Below are 19274 nucleotides of genomic sequence, written 5' to 3'. Positions count from 1 at the left end.
GAACTCTTCAGCGCGGGTAAGTGAAACCGGTGCGAATATCCATCGGCACCAGCTTGCCGCCCTCGCGCACCATCAGGCGCTGCGGCGGCTCTTCGCCCGCCAGCGCGCGCCAGATGACGGGCAGGCCTTCGCCCTTGCGCAGCAACTCATCGGTGCGCTCGAACACGTTGTTGCAGCCCGTGGCCTTGATCAGCGCCTGCACGATCGCCACCTTCCACAGGTCGGCGCCGCCGGAATTGAACTGGCAGACCAGGTAGCCCGCGGCGCCGCCATAGCCGTGCACCAGCAGGCCAGGCAAGCCGTCCTTTTCGCCATCGATCAGCTGCACCAGCGCCTGCGGATCGGCATCGCGCAGCACATCCGCGCGACGCTCCACGGCAGCCTGGACACGCCGCTTGATCATGGCGTGGTCGACCGGTTCGTCTTCGCGCAGGGTCCAGACGCGGGCGGCGATCTGCGACCTGGCGTTGTAGGCGGCGCGCGCCAGGAAGCGGCGCGAGGACGACTGCACGATGGCGGTGGCGCCCGGCTTGTTGCGCTCCTGCGGCTTGCCTTCGACTTTCTCGATCGCGGACAGGTAGATCCAGGGGTCGCCGGCAAGGATGGACTTTTCCTTGCCCTGTTTGATGGTGATGATGAGCATGTGCGGCTTTCGTTTTCAGGGACGGGATGATACAGCAAGCCGCCCCGCTCCTGCGCTGTTTCCTGCCTTTGCCCGGGAGCGCGCGCTTACTTCGGCGTGGCCAGCCCCTTCAGCAGCGCCGCATGGAAGGCCTGTGGATCCTGCATCTGCGGCGCATGGCCCATGTCCGGGAAAGTCACCAGGGTAGCCTTCGGGATCGCCTTCGCCGTCTTCTGCGCCAGTTCCGGATAATTCCCGAGCTTGGGCCGCAGCGCTTCCGGCGCGGCGTCCTTGCCGATGGCCGTCGTGTCCTTCAGGCCGATCAGCAGCAGGGTCGGCATCTTCAGCAACGGGAACTCGTACACCACGGGCTGGGTATAGATCATGTCGTACAGCAGGGCAGAATTCCAGGCGACGATTTCCTTGCCGGGGCCACGGTACATCCCGGCCAGCATCTGCACTGGCGGCTCGTATTCCGGCTTCCACTGGTTGACGTAATAAGTCGCCTTCTCGTAGTTGCGGATCCTGTCGGCCGTGGTCTGCAGCTCGCGCTGGTACCACTTGTCGACGCCCAGCGAAGGCACGCCCAGCGCCTTCCAGTCCTCCAGGCCGATCGGGTTGACCAGCACCAGCTGCTCGGTCTGCTGAGGGAACATCAGGCCATAGCGCACGGCCAGCATGCCGCCGGTCGAGTGGCCCATGATGGTCGCGTTCTTCACGCCGATCGAGTCGAGGAGCGCGCGCGTGTTCTCGGCCAGTTGCTGGAAGGTGTACTGGTAGTGCTGGGGCTTGCTCGACTTGCAGAAGCCGACCTGGTCCGGCACCACGACGCGGTAGCCGGCGCTGCTCAGCGCCTTCATGCTGCCTTCCCAGGTCGCGCCGCAGAAGTTCTTGCCGTGCATGAGGACGACGGTGCGGCCGTTGGCCTTGCCCTGCGGGGCGATGTCCATGTAGGCCATGTGCAGCTTCACGCCCTGGGAGCTGAAGTTGAAGTGCTTGACCGGCGCGGGGTAATCGAAGCCTTCGAGTTCGGGGCCGTAGGCCGGCTCGTCGGCGGCGTGGACGGTCGTGACGGCGGACAGCGCGAAGGCGATGGCCGAAGCGGTTCGGGAGGTGCGATTGAGCGTCATGGCAGTGGCGGTCGGGTTATCGGAAGCACAAAGTCTAGCTGATTGCCCGACAACGTGATGCACCCAGCCGCTGCCAGAGAAACGTAGGGTGGGCGCCCCTGTGCCCACGCGTGATGTTTGCATGGTGTTGGCGTATCGAACCGGGCAACAATGTTTATCGTTCACGCGTGGGCACGGGGCGCCCACCCTACGGTCAGTTCAGCCCGATCAGCGCCAGCTTGGCCGTGACCGGGAACTGCACCTTGCCATTCTTAACAACGGCAGTGGTCCCCGTGTACCAGTCACGCACGGTCTGGCCGTCCATGAACACGCCCGCCACCGGCACGGCGGTCGGTTTATCAAGCGGCAGGTCGAGCGCGACCACCACGCGGTCGTTCGCATCCTTGGTCTCCCAGGTGCGCTTGAAGGTGTAGGGATAGTGCTGGATCATCTGGTGCACGCCGGCGCCGACGGCCGGGTGGGCCTGGCGGAAGCGGCCCAGTTTCAGCCAGTGCTCGCGCACGTCGCGCACGCGGTTCAGGCCGCGCTGGGCGTTCGAGGCCAGTTCGTCCCAGTTCATGAAGGAGCGCAGCGTGGCGTCGCCCTCGGCCCCCTCCACTTTCAACAGGCGCGCGGTCTCGTCGCCGTAGTAGATCTGGGCGGCGCCCGGCGCCAACAGCAGCTTGGTGGCGCTCTCGTAGGGGCGCTCGCGCATCGCGTCATAGGGCGCGCCGTCGTCGTGCGAGCTGAGGTAGTTCAGCACCGAGGAACCCTTCATCGGGCCATGCAGCGCCTTCGAATATTCGCTGAACAGCTGCTCGTAGCTGTTGACGGCGTCGGTCTTCATCGCGAAGTTGATCATGCTGTCGAAGCCCTGCTTCAGGTAATCGACCTTCATGTCGCCCAGGTCGAAGGCGTGGCCGTGCTGGATCGCATAGTTATAGACTTCGGCCGTCATGTAGAACGGCGTATCGCCCAGCTTCTTCGACGGATTGGCGCGCTTCCAGTCCTCGTAGGCTGCGCTCGCGACCTTCTTGAGCTCCTTCCACACGCCCGGCTCGGTGTGCTTGACGGTGTCGGCGCGGAAGCCGTCGAAGCCGTACTTGCGGACCCAGTCGGCGTGCCATTTCATCAGGTAGTAGCGCGGCGCGCGCGGATAGCCGGTGCGCTTGAAGAAGTCGTCCAGCTCCTTCACCTCGCGCTCGTAGCGCCCTTCCTTCTTCCACTTCTCGACCAGCATCGGCGGCAAAGCCACGGCCTTGTTGCTGTCGGTGCGGATGTCCGGCAGGTTCTTCACCAGCGTGCAATCGATGGTGCCGCGCGCGTCCTTGAAGTTGCAGGTCGGGCCGGTCCGCACCCAGTCCGACGGCCATACCGGGTCCTTGTCCGTCACCGGACCGGTGTGGTTCATGACCACGTCGAGCAGCACGCGCAGGCCGTGGGCGTGGGCGGTGTCGACCAGGGTCCGCATGTCTTCCTCGGTGCCGAGATTGGCGTCGACCGCCGTGAAGTCGCGCGCCCAGTAGCCATGGAAACCATAGCTCTTGCCGGTGCCCTCGTCGGTGCCGGCGTGGATCTGCTCGACCGGGGGCGTGATCCAGATCGCGGTCACGCCCAGCTCGTTGAAGTAGCCCTCCTTGATCTTGGCCGTGATGCCCGCCAGGTCCCCGCCCATGTAACCGCGCAGCTTGGCCGCATCCTTGGCCCGGCCGTAGGCCAGGTCGTTGCTGGGGTTGCCGTTGTTGAAACGGTCCGTCAGCAGGAAGTAGACGGTCGCGTTTTCCCAAACGAAGGGCTTGCCTGGCGCCGCCCAGGGTGCAGCAATCTGGGCTTGTGCCGAGGTCTGGCCCAATGCGGCAAACGCGAACATCAGGGAAGCGGCAAGTGCGGGTAGTTTCATGCAGGGTTCCTGTAGTGGTTGGTCGAAATCAGGTAATCACGCTCGGCTGCGCGCGGCCGGTGCGCTGGCGCAGTTCCGAGACACTGTCGGCAATCGCGATCAGGCCTGACAAGGCCTGCTGCGTTTCCAGGTCGTGGCGGTTGGGGTCGGCCTCGTAGCGCTCGAGGTAGACGCGGATGGTGGCGCCTTCGGTGCCGGTGCCGGACAGGCGGAACACGATGCGCGAACCGTCGGTCATGACGATGCGCACGCCCTGGCGCGAGGCGATGGAATTATCCACCGGGTCGGTGTAGACGAAGTCGTCGGCCAGCGAGACGCGGTAGTCGCCCAGCGTCTGGCCCGCCAGCGTCGGCAGCTTTTCGCGCAGCGCGGCCATCATGCCGTCGGCGGCGGTGGCGTCCACGGCTTCGTAGTCGTGGCGCGAATAGTAGTTGCGCCCGAAACGGGCCCAGTGCCCGGTCACCAGCTCGCCGACCGACCTGCCGCTGGCGGCGATGATGTTCAGCCAGAACAGCACGGCCCAGAGGCCATCCTTCTCGCGCACGTGATCGGAGCCGGTGCCGTAGCTCTCCTCGCCGCACAGGGTGGCCATGCCGGCGTCCATCAGGTTGCCGAAATACTTCCAGCCGGTCGGGGTCTCGAAACAGGACACGCCCAGCGCCTCGGCCACGCGGTCGGCCGCGGTCGAGGTCGGCATCGAGCGCGCGATGCCCTTGATGCCGGCGGCATAGCCCGGCGCCAGCTTCGCGTTCGCCGCGATGATGGCCAGGCTGTCCGAGGGCGTGACCGCGATGCCGCGCCCGACGATCATGTTGCGGTCGCCGTCGCCGTCGGAGGCGGCGCCGAACTCGGGCGCATCGTGACCATTCATCAGGGCGATCAATTCGGCCGCGTTGACCGGATTCGGGTCGGGATGGTGGCCACCGAAATCTTCCAGCGGCTCGGCGTTGATGACGGTGCCGGCGGGCGCGCCGAGGATGCCCTCGATGATCGCCTTCGCGTAGGGACCGGAGACCGCGCTCATGCCGTCGAAGCGCATCGTGAAGCCGCGCGCGAACAGGGCGCGAATTGCGTCGAAGTCGAACAGGCGCCCCATCAGCTCGGCGTAGTCGGCGACCGGGTCGATCACCTCGACCTGCATGCCTTCGAGCTGGGTGGTGCCGATCTCGTCGAGGTTCACGGGCGGCGCATCGCTGATGCGGTAAGACGACAGGCCTTGCGTCTGGGCGTAGATCGCCTCGGTGATCTTTTCCGGCGCCGGGCCGCCATTGGCAATGTTGTACTTGATGCCGAAATCGCCGTCCGGGCCGCCCGGGTTGTGGCTGGCCGAGAGCACGATGCCCCCAAAGGCGGCGTGCTTGCGAATCACGCAGCTCACCGCCGGCGTCGACAGGATGCCGCCGCGCCCGACCAGGATGCGCGCCACGCCGTGGGCGGCGGCCATGTGCAGGATGGTCTGGATCGCGCTGCGGTTGAAGTAGCGTCCGTCGCCGCCCAGCACCAGGGTCTGCGTGGTGAGGTCGCCCAGGGTCAGGAAGATGGCTTCGACAAAGTTCTCGAGGTAACCCGGCTGCTGGAATTCGGTGACCTTCTTGCGCAGGCCCGAGGTGCCGGGACGCTGCCCGGCGAACGGCGTGGTCGCCACGGTGTTGATCGTCATGCTCCGCTCCTGTGTATGAATTCGTTTGTTAACAAAACGTTACGATACGACAGGAGCGGAAATGATGGCGCAGGCTTTCGTAGGGTGGGCACTCCGTGCCCACGCGATACGGTCGTCTCTGGCATACGTGGCGCCGAATGTTCGCTCGCACGGCATCCTGCGGCAACGAACTTCGGATATGTTTCGAGCGATGTTTCACCGCACAAGGTGGAAGGATGCGTTCGTAACGCGTGGGCACTCCGTGCCCACCCTACGGGAGACATCGCGGCCCCTCAGCCCGTCTAAGCCTGGTTCGGCGCCTTGTCCGTCACCGCCAGCGTCAGCAGCGCCGCCAGCAGCATGCTCGCGCCGCCCAGCACCAGGGTCTGCACGGTGTGCCCGTCGAAGAATGCGCGGGTCACGAAACCGAGCAGCAGGCCGCTGACGATCTGCGGGATCACGACAAAGAAGTTGAACAGGCCCATGAAGTAGCCCATGCGCTTGGCCGGCAGCGAGCCCGCCAGGATCGCGTAAGGCATGGTGAGAATGCTGGCCCAGGCGATGCCGACGCCGACCATCGGCAGCATCAGCATGTCCTGGCTGTCGATCAGGGCGATGCTGGCCAGGCTCAGGCCGCCGATGGCCAGGCAGGTGAAGTGCACGACCTTGCGGCTGGTGGCGCGGGCGAATACCGGCAGGATGAAGGCGGCCAGCGCCGACACGCCGCTGTAGACCGCGAACATGATGCCGACGTGGTTGCCGGCTTCCTGGAAGGCCGCCGACTGGGCGTCGCGCGTGCCCCAGACCGCGTCGGCAATCGCGCTGCCGGTATAGATCCACATCGCGAACAGCGCGATCCAGGTGAAGAACTGCACGAAGGCCAGCTGCACCATGGTCTTGGGCATCTTGCCGAAGCCGCCGACGATCTCGGCCAGCGCCACGCCCACGTTGCGCGCGTGCTTGCGCTCGTGCTGGAAGCTGTCGAGGTCGGGCGGGGGCAGCTCGTCGGCCGTGAAGACGGTCCAGCTTACGGCGACCATGAACACCAGGGCGCCGGCATAGAAGGAGTAGCGCACGCTGTCGGGAATGCTGCCGTCGACCGGCACGTTCGACACGCCGAGGTGCGTGAAGATGGTCGGCAGCAGCGAGGCGATCACGGCGCCGCAGCCGATGAAGAAGGTCTGCATCGCGTAACCCGCGGTCTGCTGCGAGGGATCGAGCTTGTCGCCGACAAAAGCGCGGAAGGGCTCCATCGAGACGTTGATCGCGGCGTCCATCATCCACAGCACGGCCACGGCCATCCACAGCGCCGAGGAATTGGGCATCAGGAACAGCGCGATCGCGGCCAGCAGCGCGCCGATGAAGAAGAAGGGACGGCGGCGGCCCCACTTCGGGTGCCAGGTGTTGTCGCTCATGTAGCCGATGACCGGCTGCACCAGGAGGCCCGTGACGGGCGCGGCGAGCCAGAACAGCGCGAGGTCGTCCGGGTTGGCGCCGAGGGTCGAGAAGATGCGGCTGGTGTTGGCATTTTGCAGCGCGAAGCCGAACTGGATGCCGAAGAAGCCGAAGCTCATGTTCCACAACTGCCAGAACGACAGGCGTGGCTTGAGCGCGTTGGTATGCATTTCCATCTGTGTCCCCAAGCGGCCCGGCATGCGGCCGGACTCTCTGTATATGGCAAACGCCCGATGCACGATCCCTCCTGCCGGCGATGCGGTGCGGGAAGTACGGTTGGGAGCGTCCCCGTCCGGAAGGCCAGGAGGACGGGCTGGTTGCAGGGTAATTTGTAGCAAAATAACATGGCGTTTTCCGAGTGTCAATCCGACAGCGACATAGTAGAATCGCCATGTCTACAGGCTTGTGAACGAGTTTTGTAGTCAAATAACATAACGACACGGAGACACCATGCTCGACATGCAGCGTCGGCTGAGCAATTCCTTCTACGCGTTGACCAGTCTGCCGGCAACGGCCATGGGCTTCGCGCTGTGCATCCAGATTTCGGCCCTCAGCTGGCTGCTGAGCACCAAATACCATCTCGACATCCACGAGATCGGCATCGTCTGGGCCGCCGGCCCACTCGCCGGCATCCTGGGCCAGGTGATCATCGGCTTCATCAGCGACAAGACCTGGTTCTGGGGCGGCCGGCGCCGGCCCTTCATCCTGATCGGCGGCACGCTGGCCGCCCTCTCCGTCTTCCTGCTGCCGCGCATCGAGCTGGTGGCCGACCTGCTGGGCGTGACGAACCTGCTGGTGATCGCGGTGATCGTCGCGCTGACGCTCGACCTGTCGATCAACATCAGCTTCAATCCGACCCGTTCGCTCATCGCCGACGTGACCCCGGAAGGCGAGGCGCGCACGCGCGGCTACACCTGGATGCAGACGATTTCCGGCTTCTGGGGCGTGATGGCCTACCTGATCGGCGCCTTCATCGACAACTACGCCCTCATTTCGGTGGGCGTGATCATCGTGCTGGCCTTCTCGGTGCTGCCGGTGTTCCTGGTCAAGGAGCCGCGCGAGCTCGCGCCGCCGAAGCAGGCAACGCAGAAGGAAACGGCGGCGTCCACCGAGGTGTCGACCAGCACCGACTGGGGCCAGCTCTGGCGCCTGTGGGCGGCGCACGCCTTCAGCTGGTTCGGCGTGCAGGCCATGTTCGTCTACATCATCGCCTTCATCCAGCAGCACGTGGTCGCCGGCGGCGTCACGGCGGAAGAAGCGGCGGCGCAGTCAGGCCACGTGATCGCAATCTCGTTCGCCGTGATGAACGTGGTCGGCTTCCTGCTGCCGGCCCTGGTGCTGGCGCCCCTGGGTGCGCGCATCGGACGCGTGCGCACCCAGGCCATCTGCATCGGCATCATGGCCCTGGCCTTTTTTGCGATCGCCCTGTTCGCGCGTTCCCCGGCCACGCTGTACGTGCTGATGGCGGTGGTGGGCATCGGCTGGGCGGCCGTGGTCAGCCTGCCGTTCGCCATCATGAGCGAGCTGGTCGACAAGCGCCGCATGGGCTTCTTCATGGGCCTGTTCAACCTGTCGGTGGTGCTGCCGCAACTGGCGACGACCGGCGTCGGCTACGTGCTGAAGGACGCGGCCGACAAGAACGTGCTGTTCCTGATCTGCGGCGGCTGCCTGGCCGTGTCGAGCGTACTGTGGCTGCTGGTGCGCGAGAAGCGTGCCGCGCAGGCCGCCGCGCCGGTGCTCGCCGCTTCGCATTGAGCTGCACTGAGCCACACTGAGCCACACTGAGCTGCAATGACCCGGGGCGGCCGCGCGCCGCCCTTCCCTTTCCACGTTCCGCCATCCCGACAAGGAGAAACAAGGCATGTCCACGTTCCGCCGATTCGCGTCCCCGCTTTTCATGAGCATGCTGCTGGCCGCCCCCGTCCTCGCCACCGCCGCCGACGCTGCGCCGGCGCCCGCCAAGGCCTCGACCGCCCTGCCCGGCGTGAGCCTCCTGCCCGAGCTGCTCGAGATGCCGGGTCTTGACCGCAAACGCCAGGTGCGCCTCTACCTGCCGCCAGGCTATGCCACGTCGAACAAGCGCTACCCGGTGCTCTACATGCACGACGGCCAGAACCTGTTCGACGAGGCCACCGCCTATGCCGGCGAATGGAAGGTCGACGAAACGCTCGACGCGCTGGCGAAGGAAGGCAAGCTGGAACTGATCGTGGTCGGCATCGACAACGGCCAGGAAAAGCGCATGACGGAACTGAACGCCTGGACCAACCAGCAGTTCGGCGCAGCCGAGGGGCGTGAATACACGGACTTCATCGTCAAGGTGCTCAAGCCCCTCATCGACGCCAGGTACCGCACCCTGCCCGGCCGCGAACACACGGCGATCATGGGCAGCTCGATGGGTGGACTGGCCTCGCACTATGCGATCGCGCAGTACCCGCAGGTGTTCAGCAAGGCCGGCGTGTTTTCGCCGGCCTACTGGACGGCGCAGCCGGCGTTCGACTTCATGGCGCAACACCCGGTGCCGAAGGATGCAAGGCTGTTCATGCTGATGGGAGAAAAGGAAGGCGGCCGGATGGTGCCGGACGTGGAGCGCATGGCGACGGTGGTGCGGACAAGCGGGCATCCGGCGGCGAATGCGGTGCTGAAGATCGTGCCGGAAGCGGAGCACAACGAGGCGTTCTGGAGCGACGAGCTGCGCGGGGCGCTGCTGTGGATGTTTGCGGATGGAAAGGCTGCGCAGTAACGCATGGTGGGCACGGGAGCGCCCACCCTACGTTGCACCTCAGCCGCAGAATCGTAGGGTGGGCACTTTGTGGTGCCGGCATTTAGCCGGCCCCACTGCCCACGCGAACCGGTGCGCGGATGCGGCTCGTCGTTAATCGAGGGAACAAGCCTGTGGCCGCGCATCCAAATGCATATCGTTAGCCAGACAATAATCGCCACCGTCTCGGAGCGAATCATCCCTGCAGCGGACTTTCGGACGAACACGTAACGCGTGGGCACGGAGTGCCCACCCTACGAGTCCATGGGTCCAAGCGCACGTTGAACGCGTGGACGGGGAACCCGTCCACCCTACGGTTCTAAGGCGCGAGCCGCAATCCCATCAGCCCTTGCGCGGCTTCTTGAAGCCCGGCTTCTCGGACATGCGGCGCTCGGCGCCGAAGGACTTCTTCGGCGCGCCGGCCTTCTTCGGCGGCGGCGCTTCCTCGCCGTCGCGCGTGATGTTGAGCTGCTGGCCGGCGACCCACACGGTCTTCAGGTGGTCGACCAGGTCCTTCGGCAGGTCGTCCGGCAGGTCGAGCGTGGTGAAGTCGTCGTAGATCTCGATGCGGCCGATGTACTTCGACTCGATGCCGCCCTCGTTGGCAATGGCGCCGACGATGTTGCCCGGCTTGACGCCGTTCGCGTGGCCGACTTCGATGCGGTAGGTCGCCATGCCCGGTTCCGGATCGCGCATCACGCGTTCCTTCTTGAAGCCGGGCTCGCGCGGCGCGCGGGCCGGGCGGTCGTCCCAGCCGCCGGCCGCATCGCGCGGCGCACGCGGCAGGCGCTCGACGAAGTCGGTGCGTGCCGGACGGTCTTCCCAGGCTGGCGCCGGACGCGCTTCGCGGTCCGGTTTTTCCAGCAGCAGCGGCACGTCGCCGCGGCCCAGCTTAGCCAGCGCGGCGGCAATGTCGACCGCCGGCACGTTCTGCTCGCGCTCGTATTCCTCGATCAGCGAACGGAACTGCTCCAGGCCGCCGGCGGCCAGGGTCTCGGTGATCTGGTCCTTGAACTTCGCGATGCGCACGTCGTTCACCGCCTTCACGGTCGGCAGCGTCAGCGGCGACACCGGCTGGCGCGTGGCGCGCTCGATGGCTTTCAGCAGGCCGCGCTCGCGCGGGGTGATGAAGAGGATGGCCTCGCCGCTGCGCCCTGCCCGGCCGGTGCGGCCAATGCGGTGGGTGTAGCTTTCCGGGTCCGACGGCACGTCGTAGTTGATGACATGGCTGATGCGGTCCACGTCCAGGCCGCGCGCGGCGACGTCGGTGGCGACCAGGATGTCGATCTTGCCGTTCTTGAGCTGCTCGATGGTGCGCTCACGCTGCTGCTGCGCCATGTCGCCGTTGATGGCGGTGGCCGCGAAGCCGCGCGCCTGCAGCTTGGTCGCCAGTTCCTCGGTGCCCAGCTTGGTGCGGGCGAAGATGATCATGCCGTCGAACGGCTCCGCCTCGAGGATGCGCGTCAGCGCATCGAGCTTCTGCATGCCCGCCACCAGCCAGTAGCGCTGGGTGATGTTCTCGGCGGTGCCAGTCTTGGCGGCGACCGTCACTTCGGCCGGGTCGCGCAGGTAGGTCTTGGCGATGCGCTTGATCGCCGGCGGCATGGTGGCCGAGAACAGCGCGATCTGGCGCTCTTCGGGGGTCTGCTGCAGGATGTGCTCGACATCGTCGATGAAGCCCATGCGCAGCATCTCGTCGGCTTCGTCCAGCACCAGGGTGGTCAGCTGCGACAGGTCGAGCGAGCCCTTTTCGATATGGTCGATCACGCGGCCCGGGGTGCCGACGACGATCTGCACGCCGCGGCGCAGGGCCGATAATTGCGGACCGTAGCTCTGGCCGCCGTAGATCGGCAGCACGTGGAAGTTCTTCAGGTGCGCGGCATAGCTCTGGAAGGCTTCGGCGACCTGGATCGCCAGTTCGCGCGTGGGCGCCAGCACCAGCGCCTGCGGCGCGCTCTGTTTGGTGTCGATACGCGACAGGACCGGCAGCGCGAAGGCGGCGGTCTTGCCGGTGCCGGTCTGCGCCTGTCCCAGCACGTCGCGGCCTTCCATCAGCAGGGGAATGGTAGCGGCCTGGATCGGCGACGGCGTTTCGTAGCCGACCTCCTTCAGCGCCTTCAGGATGGGCGCCGGGAGGTTCAGGTCGGAAAACGATGGGATGGGGGTGTCAGACATGGATGAGTTGCTCATTAAGTTGATACGAAAGCGACAGTTTACACTGTCGCCCCCGGGGACGTAGGCCGATTGGCGCGGCGCCCCGGATATTGCACGTTGTTGCAGAAAAAAAGAAAAAAGCCCTCGCAGGCATTGCGGCCTGCAAGGGCTGGCTTTCCGCCGAGGGGCGGCGTGTGAATCTTAGAGCTTGTAGTTCAGGCCCAACAGCATCTGGCGGCCATACTTGGTGTAGCCGCGCGGACGGTCCTTGGTGCCGGCATAGGTCTCGAAGCTGGTGTCGGTCAGGTTGTTCACCTGGAACAGCACCGACAGGCCCTTGACTTGCGGGAAGTCGTAGCCCAGCTGCAGGTCGACGACCTTGTCGGCCTTCACGAACGTCAGCTCGTTGGCGCCGCCGATGCCGCCGATCTCGCCGACGAAGTCGCTGCGATAACGCTGGCTGACGCGGGCCGAGAAACCGTTCTTTTCATAGTAACCGGTCACGTTGAAGACACGCTTGGACAGGCCCGGCAGCGGGATGTCCATGCCGCCGAAGCGCTGGTCTTCGATGGTGATCTGGCTGCTGGTGAACGAGGCGTTGGCGGTGATGCCGAAGCCGTCGAACATCGGGTGGATCATGTCCAGCGGGGTCGACACCGCGAATTCCAGACCGGACAGGCGGCCGCCTTCGCCATTGCGCGGCTGGCTCATGGTGCCGATGTCGCTGGTGGCGCCGACCAGTCGGTACTCGGAGAAGTCACGCGGCATGGTGATGTTGTAGATGTACGACTTCAGGTCCTTGTAGAAACCTGCGGCCGACACATAGCCCTTGTTGCCGAAGTACTTTTCGTACGACAGGTCGATCTGCGAAGCGCGCCACGGATCGAGCTGGGCGTTGCCGCCATTGCCCCATGGAGTGCCGGTGCTTTGCTGGGTCAGGCCGACTTCCAGCGCGGCATTGAGTTCGTTGAGCTTGGCGCGTGCCAGGGTCTTGCCCAGGCCCAGGCGCACGACCTGCTCGCTCGGCAGGCTCCACGCCAGGTTCAGGCTCGGCAGGTAGTCCGTGTACGACTTGCCGTCGGTCAACGGGACCAGGTCGGCGAACGGCCAGGCGCGCAGCGTGTTCGCGGTCGAGCTCTGGTCGGTCTTGACGACTTGCACGCCGACGTTACCGCGCAGCGGCATGGCCATCAGCTCGGTGTCGATGTTCAGCTTGACATAGCCGGTCTTGACCTTCTCGTCGATGCTCCAGTTCTTGGTCGCGCCCCATGGCACCAGGATCGCCGGGGTGTAGGGGCCGAAGTTCTGGGCCAGCACGCTGTTGATGTCCCAGCTCAGGGTATTCGGCAGCGCGTACAGGTTCTGCGAGCCGTTGATCACGCTGGACGAGAAGCTACCGTCGCCGATCTTGTTGAAGCCGGTTTCCAGGTGCTCTTTTTCCTTCGAGCGCTTGGACACATTGAAGCCCACTTCGACGCTGTTGAACGGACCGTCGGCGAACTTGTACTCGACGCTGGCGCGGGCCGAGTTCAGCTTGTCGGTCAGGTTCGGAGCGTTGACGTAGCCTTCGCCGAACTGGCCGCCGATGCGGATGTCGTTCGGATTGTCATAGGCGCCCGACAGGTTCAGCGCGGGAATGGCGCCGCCCGAGTAGTCGAAGCCCAGGGTCTGGCGGAACTGGCGGCCGGCGTTGATCTCGACCAGCTCTTCCTTGTGGTCGGCCTTCGAGTGGCTCAGGTCGATGATGCCGACCCATTCGCCCGCGGTGAAGCGGTTGTTCCAGCCGATCGCGGTCAGCTTGTCTTCGCGGGTCATGCGGTTGTTGCGCACGACCGGGTTGACGTCGTTGGCGACGCCGGCGCGCATCACGCCATTGACGATGGTCGGGTTGGCGAAGCTGACGGTGCCGTCATCCTTCATCGGGATTTCCATGCCGCGGCGGATCTCTTCCTGGTCGAAGCGCGAGTGGTAGGCGTCGATGGTCGAGGTGAAGTTGCGGTTCGGGCGGTATTCCAGCACGCCCATCAGGCCGTCGCGCACCTGGTCGCCGGTGACGGCCAGTGCCTTGATGCCTTTCGGTACCTTGACGGTCTGGCCGTTCACGGTGGCGTCAACCCAGTCCCAGGTTTCGAACTGCTCGGAGACATTCGGCTTGTCCTGGCGTGCATAGCCGATCGCGACGCCGATGGTGCGGTTGGCGAACTGGTCGACGTAGGAGGCGCTGATGCGGCTGCCGGTATCCGGCGAGCCGGCGCTGACCGAACCCTTCGAGTTCTTCTCGCCGCGCACGTTGATGCTGACGGCGCGCTCGCGCAGCGACAGCGGCTTGATGGTTTGCATGTCGACGGTGCCCGACAGGCCCTGTCCGACGACGCCGGCGTCGCTGGTCTTGTACACGGTGACGCCGTTGATCAGCTCCGATGGGTACTGGTCGTATTCGACGGTACGGTTGGCGCTGGTGCTGACCTGCTCGCGGCCATTCAGGAGCGCCGTCGACAGGTCGCCCGAAGTGCCGCGGATGCTGATCTGCTGTGCCTGGCCATTCACGCGCTGCGACGACAGGCCCGGCAGGCGGGCCAGCGATTCAGCGATCGAGATGTCGGGCAGCTTGCCCATGTCTTCGGCGGAAATGGCTTCGACGATGCCGGTAGCATCGCGCTTGACGGTGATCGCGTCTTCGATTGCGCGGCGGATACCGGTGACCTGCACGGTCTGGATCGGCGCTTCGGCGGCCGGCTCGGTAACGGCGGTCTGCGCGTGAGCGCTCCCGGCCAGCGCGGTGACGAAGATGGCGCAACCGGTTGCAACCGGGCTCAGCTGGAATACAAGGCTTGCCGTGTTTGCGGCGCGCTTGTTTGCGAAAATATTCATTTGTCCCCTCAGTAGAACTGTGTAATTTCCCGAAATCAGCTGGAGAGCCACGGCACGGGATCCAAAACCAACGTCTTTTTTTAGACGTTCTGTCAACGATTCTGTACTAAAACTAGATGCACTGTCAACGGGAGTTGCTTGACACTACGCCAGACCGTGGCTTATCTGGTCATTGTATAGAATGAAAACCTGGAGGCGTTGTATTCCGGCTACAGAACACGGTATGCACGAGTGTAGTCGGACTACAAACCCTTTGCTTTTCACCAAGAGGGTGCGTCCATGCACCAGCCTGATGCATTTTTTGGCGTCGGGATGTGAGCTGAAAAACAACACCAGGCATCTGGCGACGCGGACGCCGAAACGCAGCGCGCTGTTCAGCGTGAAATTGCCGCCAACCGCGAGCCTGGCCGTATGTACTTAAACTAGCAATTCATCTGCGTTGTCGCGGACCCAGTCATATAGTATGCTTTCTTCAATAATAGAGAGACAACCGGTCGCTCCCCGCGTATCCGGCTAAATAATATGTAGCGAAACTACCTCTCTGACGCATCTGCCCTTGCGCAGCCCCTCCTTTTCCGCCGAGTTCGCCATGAGACGTTCTTTTGCAACACTTTTCCTCGCCGCCAGTCTTGCCAGCAGCGCCGGCGGCGCCTGCGCCGCCATCGACCACATGGAGCCGCCCTTCTGGTGGACCGGCATGCAGCACAAGGGCCTGCAACTGATGGTTCATGGAAAGGACATCGGCCAGATGCAGGCGGCGATCGACCATCCCGGCGTGCGCCTGGTCTCGACCACCCGGGTGGCGAACACGAACTACCTGTTCGTCGACCTCGAGATCGCGCCCGACGCCAAGCCGGGCCAGTTCGACATCGTGTTCAGCGGCGCCGGGCGCAGCGAGCGCTTCCCCTACAGGCTGCTCGCGCGCGACCAGGGTTCCGCGCAGCGCCAGGGCTTCGGACCGCGGGATGCGATCTACCAGGTCATGCCCGACCGCTTCGCCAACGGAGATCCCGCCAACGACAACGTCGCCGGCATGCACGAAAAAGCCGACCGCAGGAACGGCGGCGGGCGCCATGGCGGCGACATCCAGGGCGCCATCGACCATCTCGACTACATCGCGAAGCTCGGCTTCACCCAGCTCTGGCCCACGCCCCTGGTCGAGAACGACGCGCCCGCCTACTCGTATCACGGCTATGGCGCGACCGACCATTACAAAATCGATCCGCGCTACGGCAGCAACGAGGACTTCGTGCGCCTGTCGCAGGAAGCGAAGAAGCGCGGCATCGGCCTGATCCAGGACGTGGTGCTGTCCCACATCGGCATCAACCACTGGTGGATGAAGGACCTGCCGACCCCGGACTGGATCAACTACGGCGGCAAGTTCGTGCCGACCCGGCACCATCGCGTGGCCGTGCAGGACAGGTACGCCTCGAAGGCCGACAGCGACAACTTCACGAAAGGCTGGTTCGTCGAGAGCATGCCCGACCTGAACCAGACCAACCCGCTGGTGGCGAACTACCTCATCCAGAACAACATCTGGTGGATCGAGTACGGGGGCCTGTCCGGCCTGCGCATCGACACCTACGGCTATTCCGACGGCGCCTTCCTCGCCGAGTACACGCAGCGCGTGATGGCCGAGTACCCGCGCCTGAACATGGTGGGCGAGGAGTGGAGCACGCGCGTTCCAGTCGTGGCCCGCTGGCAGCGCGGGAAGACCAACTTCGACGGCTACACCAGCCACCTGCCCAGCCTGATGGACTTCCCGCTGGTCGAGGCGATGCGCAGTGCGCTCTCGAAGATCGGCGAAGAGAACGGCCTGAACGAGGTATACGAGACGCTCTCGCTCGACTACCTGTACCCGGAACCGCAGAATCTGGTGCTCTTCGGCGGCAACCACGACATGGCGCGCATGTTCAGCGCGGCCGGCGAAGACTTCGAGCGCTGGCGCATGAACCTGGTGTTCCTGATGACGATGCCGCGCATCCCGCAGTTCTATACCGGCGACGAGATCCTGATGACCAGCACGGTCAAGGGCCGCGATGACGCCAGCTACCGGCGCGACTTCCCCGGCGGCTGGGCGGGCGACAAGGTGAATGCCTTCACCGGTGCGGGGCTGAGCGAGAAGCAGCGCGCGGCGCAGGAACTGGTGCGCAAGCTCGCCAACTGGCGCAAGAACGAGCCGGTCATCCACAGCGGGCGCCTGGTGCACTTCGGGCCCGAACAGAACACCTGGGTCTACTTCAGATATAACGACAACAAACGCATCATGGTCGCCATGAACCTCAACGACAAGCCGATGACGCTGCCGACCGCGCGCTTCCAGGAGATGCTCAAGGGCGCCGCTTCCGGCGTCGATTTCCTGATCGGGAAGACCTTCGACCTGAGCCGCGAACTGCGCCTGGCGCCGAAGTCGGTGGTCATCATCGAATTGCCGGGGGCATGATGAAAGCATCCGCACTCGCACTCGCGCTCGCTCTTGCCTTCGGCGCCGCGCAAGCCGTCGAAAAGCCCGGCATCGACGCCTTTTTCGACGCCATGGCCATCCATGCGCAACCCGGCCAGCAGGCGCGCTTCGTGGCCGGCGACAATCTGGCCGGCTATTTCGACGCCTTTACCCACAGCTACGACAAGGGCGAAGGCTATGTCTTCAAGAGCGGCACGGTCTTCCACAACTACATGAGCTTCGCCGGCGGCGTACAGAACGACCGCACGAGCGCGAGCGAGGAAGTGCTGCCCTGGGGGCACCGCGTGCGCTACGCGAACGGCGCGCGCGAGGAGCTGGCCCTGCTCTCGAAACGGCATGCGCTGGCGCTGCGCGTGAGCAGCCCGAAGCAGGCCGTGCTGGCATTGCGCGCGCTGACGAAGACCGCCGGCGCCGTCACGCAGGCCGACGGCATCGTCACCGTGGCGCCCGGCAAGGGCGCGGCCATGTTCATGGCGCTCGCGGCCGACCGGCCGTTCACGCTGGGCGAGAACCTGACCCTGGAAACGCAGGCGCCGGCGAAGTCCTTCACCGTGATCGCCGCCTTCGGCGCCACCGCCGCCGAAGCGCAGGAGCGCGCCCGCACGCTGGTGCGGGGCGATGCGATCGCTCTTGAACAGCGCGCGATGTACGAGGCGCTGACGCGCAGCTACCTCGCCACCAGCGACGCCGAATACAACAAGGCGCTGAACTGGGCCAAGGCGTCGGCGCGCATGTTCGTGGTCGAGGAATACGGCGCCGGCATCTGGGCCGGCCTGCCCTGGTTCCGCGAGAACTGGGGGCGCGACACCTTCATCGCCCTGCCCGGCACCCTGCTGGTCGCGGGCGAGTTCGCGGACGCGAAAGCCGTGCTGGCCAACTTCGCGCGCTACCAGAACCTGCGCACGCCGCGCGACAAGGACTACGGCCGCATCCCGAACCGCGTCTCGCCCGACGAGATCATCTACAACACGGTGGACGGTACGCCCTGGATGCTGCGAGAGGCGGTCGAAACCATCCGCTACACGGGCGACCGCGCCTTCGCGGCGCAGATGTACCGGCTCGCCGTGCCCTATTTCGAGGGCGCCATCGCCAACTACATGGGCCCGGATGGCCTCTTGCGCCATGCGGCTTCCGACACCTGGATGGATGCGCGCATCGAGAACCCGACGCACCAGCCCTGGTCGGACCGCGGACCGCACGCGGTCGAGATCCAGGCGCTGTGGTACACCGCGCTGCAGTCCGGGGCCATGCTGGCCAGCCAGGCCGGCGACGGGACCCGCGCACGAGAGTGGAGCGAGTTGGCGCGCAAGGTGCAGGCCAGCTTCCTGCGCCGCTTCTGGGATGGCCGCACCATGGCCGACCGCCTGCGCGCGGACGGCAGCCGCGACACCAAGCTGCGCCCGAACCAGCTGATGCTCGCCTCCATCCCCTTCGACGATTTCGTGCCGGGCGAGGTGCAGGCGAAGGTGACGAGGAATGCCGTGTCAAGCCTGCTCTACCCCTACGGTATCGCCTCGCTCTCCCAGGACGACATCTATTTCCACCCGCGCCACGAGAACCCGGCCTTCCACCACAAGGACGCCGCCTACCACAACGGCACGATCTGGGGCTGGAACGCGGGCTTCACGGTGACGGCCCTGAACCGCTTCGGCTACCAGGACCTGAGCTGGCCGCTCACGCAGAACCTGGGCCGCCAGATCCTGGGGCTGGGCACGCTGGGCAGCATGAGCGAGAACCTCGATGCGCTGCCGCAGGACGATGGCAGCCTCAAACCGACGGGCACCTTCGCGCAGTCGTGGAGCGTGGCCGAGTATGCACGCAACGCCTACCAGGACTACGTCGGCTTCCGGCCCGACCTGCTGGCCAATACCCTGGTGTTCGAGCCGGCAATCCCGACAGGCTGGAGCAGCTTCGGCGCGGTCCTGCCCTTCGGCGCCGGCGAGACGGTCGACGTCGACTACAAGCGGGTCGAGCGCGCCAGGGGCGGCGAGCGCTGGACCTTCACCCTGCGTGGCACGACGCCGCGCACGCTGCGCATGGTCTACCTGAACCCGGACAAGAGCCGCTCGCAGATCGCCTTCACCCTCGGCCCGGGCAAGGCGGCGACGCTCTCGCTCGAAGGCGGGCGCGCCGTGCTGGACGGGCGCGCCCTGCAGGTGCAGGCTGCACGTCCCTCCCATGCCGCGGCCATCGGCAGGCTGGACTTCGTGCAGCCGAAGGTCTACCGCAGCCAGGACTTCCCGATGCTCAAGGGGCAGGACGTCCTGCGCGGCATCGTCGAACGCAACGAATACCGCTGACA

The 19274-nt window shown here is 65.3% G+C and carries 11 protein-coding genes; 4 read left to right on the top strand and 7 right to left on the bottom strand.

Going from position 1 to position 19274, the window contains the following annotated elements; translation table 11 throughout:
- Positions 1-7: 7 nt before the first annotated feature.
- From ACSUZJ_RS05395 to ACSUZJ_RS05375, 5 genes are all read right to left on the bottom strand, one after another.
- On the bottom strand, positions 8-643 hold the full coding sequence (locus ACSUZJ_RS05395; RefSeq protein ID WP_499414016.1) for a class I SAM-dependent rRNA methyltransferase: 636 nt from the start codon (positions 641-643) through the stop codon (positions 8-10).
- Between the two features lie 86 nt (positions 644-729).
- Positions 730-1752 (bottom strand): alpha/beta fold hydrolase, encoded by a 1023-nt coding sequence (locus ACSUZJ_RS05390; protein ID WP_499414014.1) that lies wholly within the window; start codon positions 1750-1752, stop codon positions 730-732.
- 193 nt (positions 1753-1945) lie between these two features.
- A complete protein-coding gene (locus ACSUZJ_RS05385; protein ID WP_499414012.1) occupies positions 1946-3631 on the bottom strand; it encodes an alpha-amylase family glycosyl hydrolase in 1686 nt (561 codons plus the stop codon).
- A 28-nt stretch (positions 3632-3659) separates the two neighbouring features.
- Positions 3660-5291, bottom strand: a complete 1632-nt coding sequence (locus ACSUZJ_RS05380) for an alpha-D-glucose phosphate-specific phosphoglucomutase (protein WP_499414010.1) — start codon at positions 5289-5291, stop codon at positions 3660-3662.
- 281 nt (positions 5292-5572) lie between these two features.
- Positions 5573-6901, bottom strand: a complete 1329-nt coding sequence (locus tag ACSUZJ_RS05375) for an MFS transporter (RefSeq protein WP_499414008.1) — start codon at positions 6899-6901, stop codon at positions 5573-5575.
- A gap of 274 nt (positions 6902-7175) precedes the next feature.
- Between ACSUZJ_RS05375 and ACSUZJ_RS05370 the strand changes: the two genes are divergently transcribed.
- A complete protein-coding gene (locus ACSUZJ_RS05370; RefSeq protein WP_499414006.1) occupies positions 7176-8480 on the top strand; it encodes an MFS transporter in 1305 nt (434 codons plus the stop codon).
- Positions 8481-8586: 106 nt separating this feature from the next.
- The gene (locus ACSUZJ_RS05365; RefSeq protein WP_499414004.1) at positions 8587-9465 is read left to right on the top strand and encodes an alpha/beta hydrolase; all 879 of its coding nucleotides are present in this window, start codon (positions 8587-8589) and stop codon (positions 9463-9465) included.
- 360 nt (positions 9466-9825) lie between these two features.
- On the opposite strand, the gene ACSUZJ_RS05360 is transcribed toward ACSUZJ_RS05365, so the two are convergent.
- Complete coding sequence (locus tag ACSUZJ_RS05360) at positions 9826-11658, bottom strand: DEAD/DEAH box helicase (RefSeq protein WP_499414002.1); 1833 nt, start codon at positions 11656-11658, stop codon at positions 9826-9828.
- A 180-nt stretch (positions 11659-11838) separates the two neighbouring features.
- Entirely contained in the window at positions 11839-14508 is a 2670-nt protein-coding gene (locus ACSUZJ_RS05355) for a TonB-dependent receptor (protein WP_499414000.1), read from the bottom strand.
- A 589-nt stretch (positions 14509-15097) separates the two neighbouring features.
- Here ACSUZJ_RS05355 and ACSUZJ_RS05350 point away from each other — a divergent pair.
- Both ACSUZJ_RS05350 and ACSUZJ_RS05345 read left to right on the top strand, forming a co-directional pair.
- Positions 15098-16951, top strand: coding sequence for a glycoside hydrolase family 13 protein (locus ACSUZJ_RS05350; protein WP_499413998.1), 1854 nt, complete (start codon positions 15098-15100; stop codon positions 16949-16951).
- A complete protein-coding gene (locus ACSUZJ_RS05345; protein ID WP_499413996.1) occupies positions 16948-19272 on the top strand; it encodes an amylo-alpha-1,6-glucosidase in 2325 nt (774 codons plus the stop codon). Before ACSUZJ_RS05350 ends, ACSUZJ_RS05345 begins: the two co-directional genes overlap by 4 nt.
- The last annotated feature ends 2 nt before the right edge of the window (positions 19273-19274 follow it).

The sequence above is a fragment of the Telluria sp. B2 genome (genome assembly GCF_051789535.1).
Lineage (GTDB): Bacteria > Pseudomonadota > Gammaproteobacteria > Burkholderiales > Burkholderiaceae_D > Telluria.
This window is presented reverse-complemented; position numbering and strand designations above follow the sequence as displayed.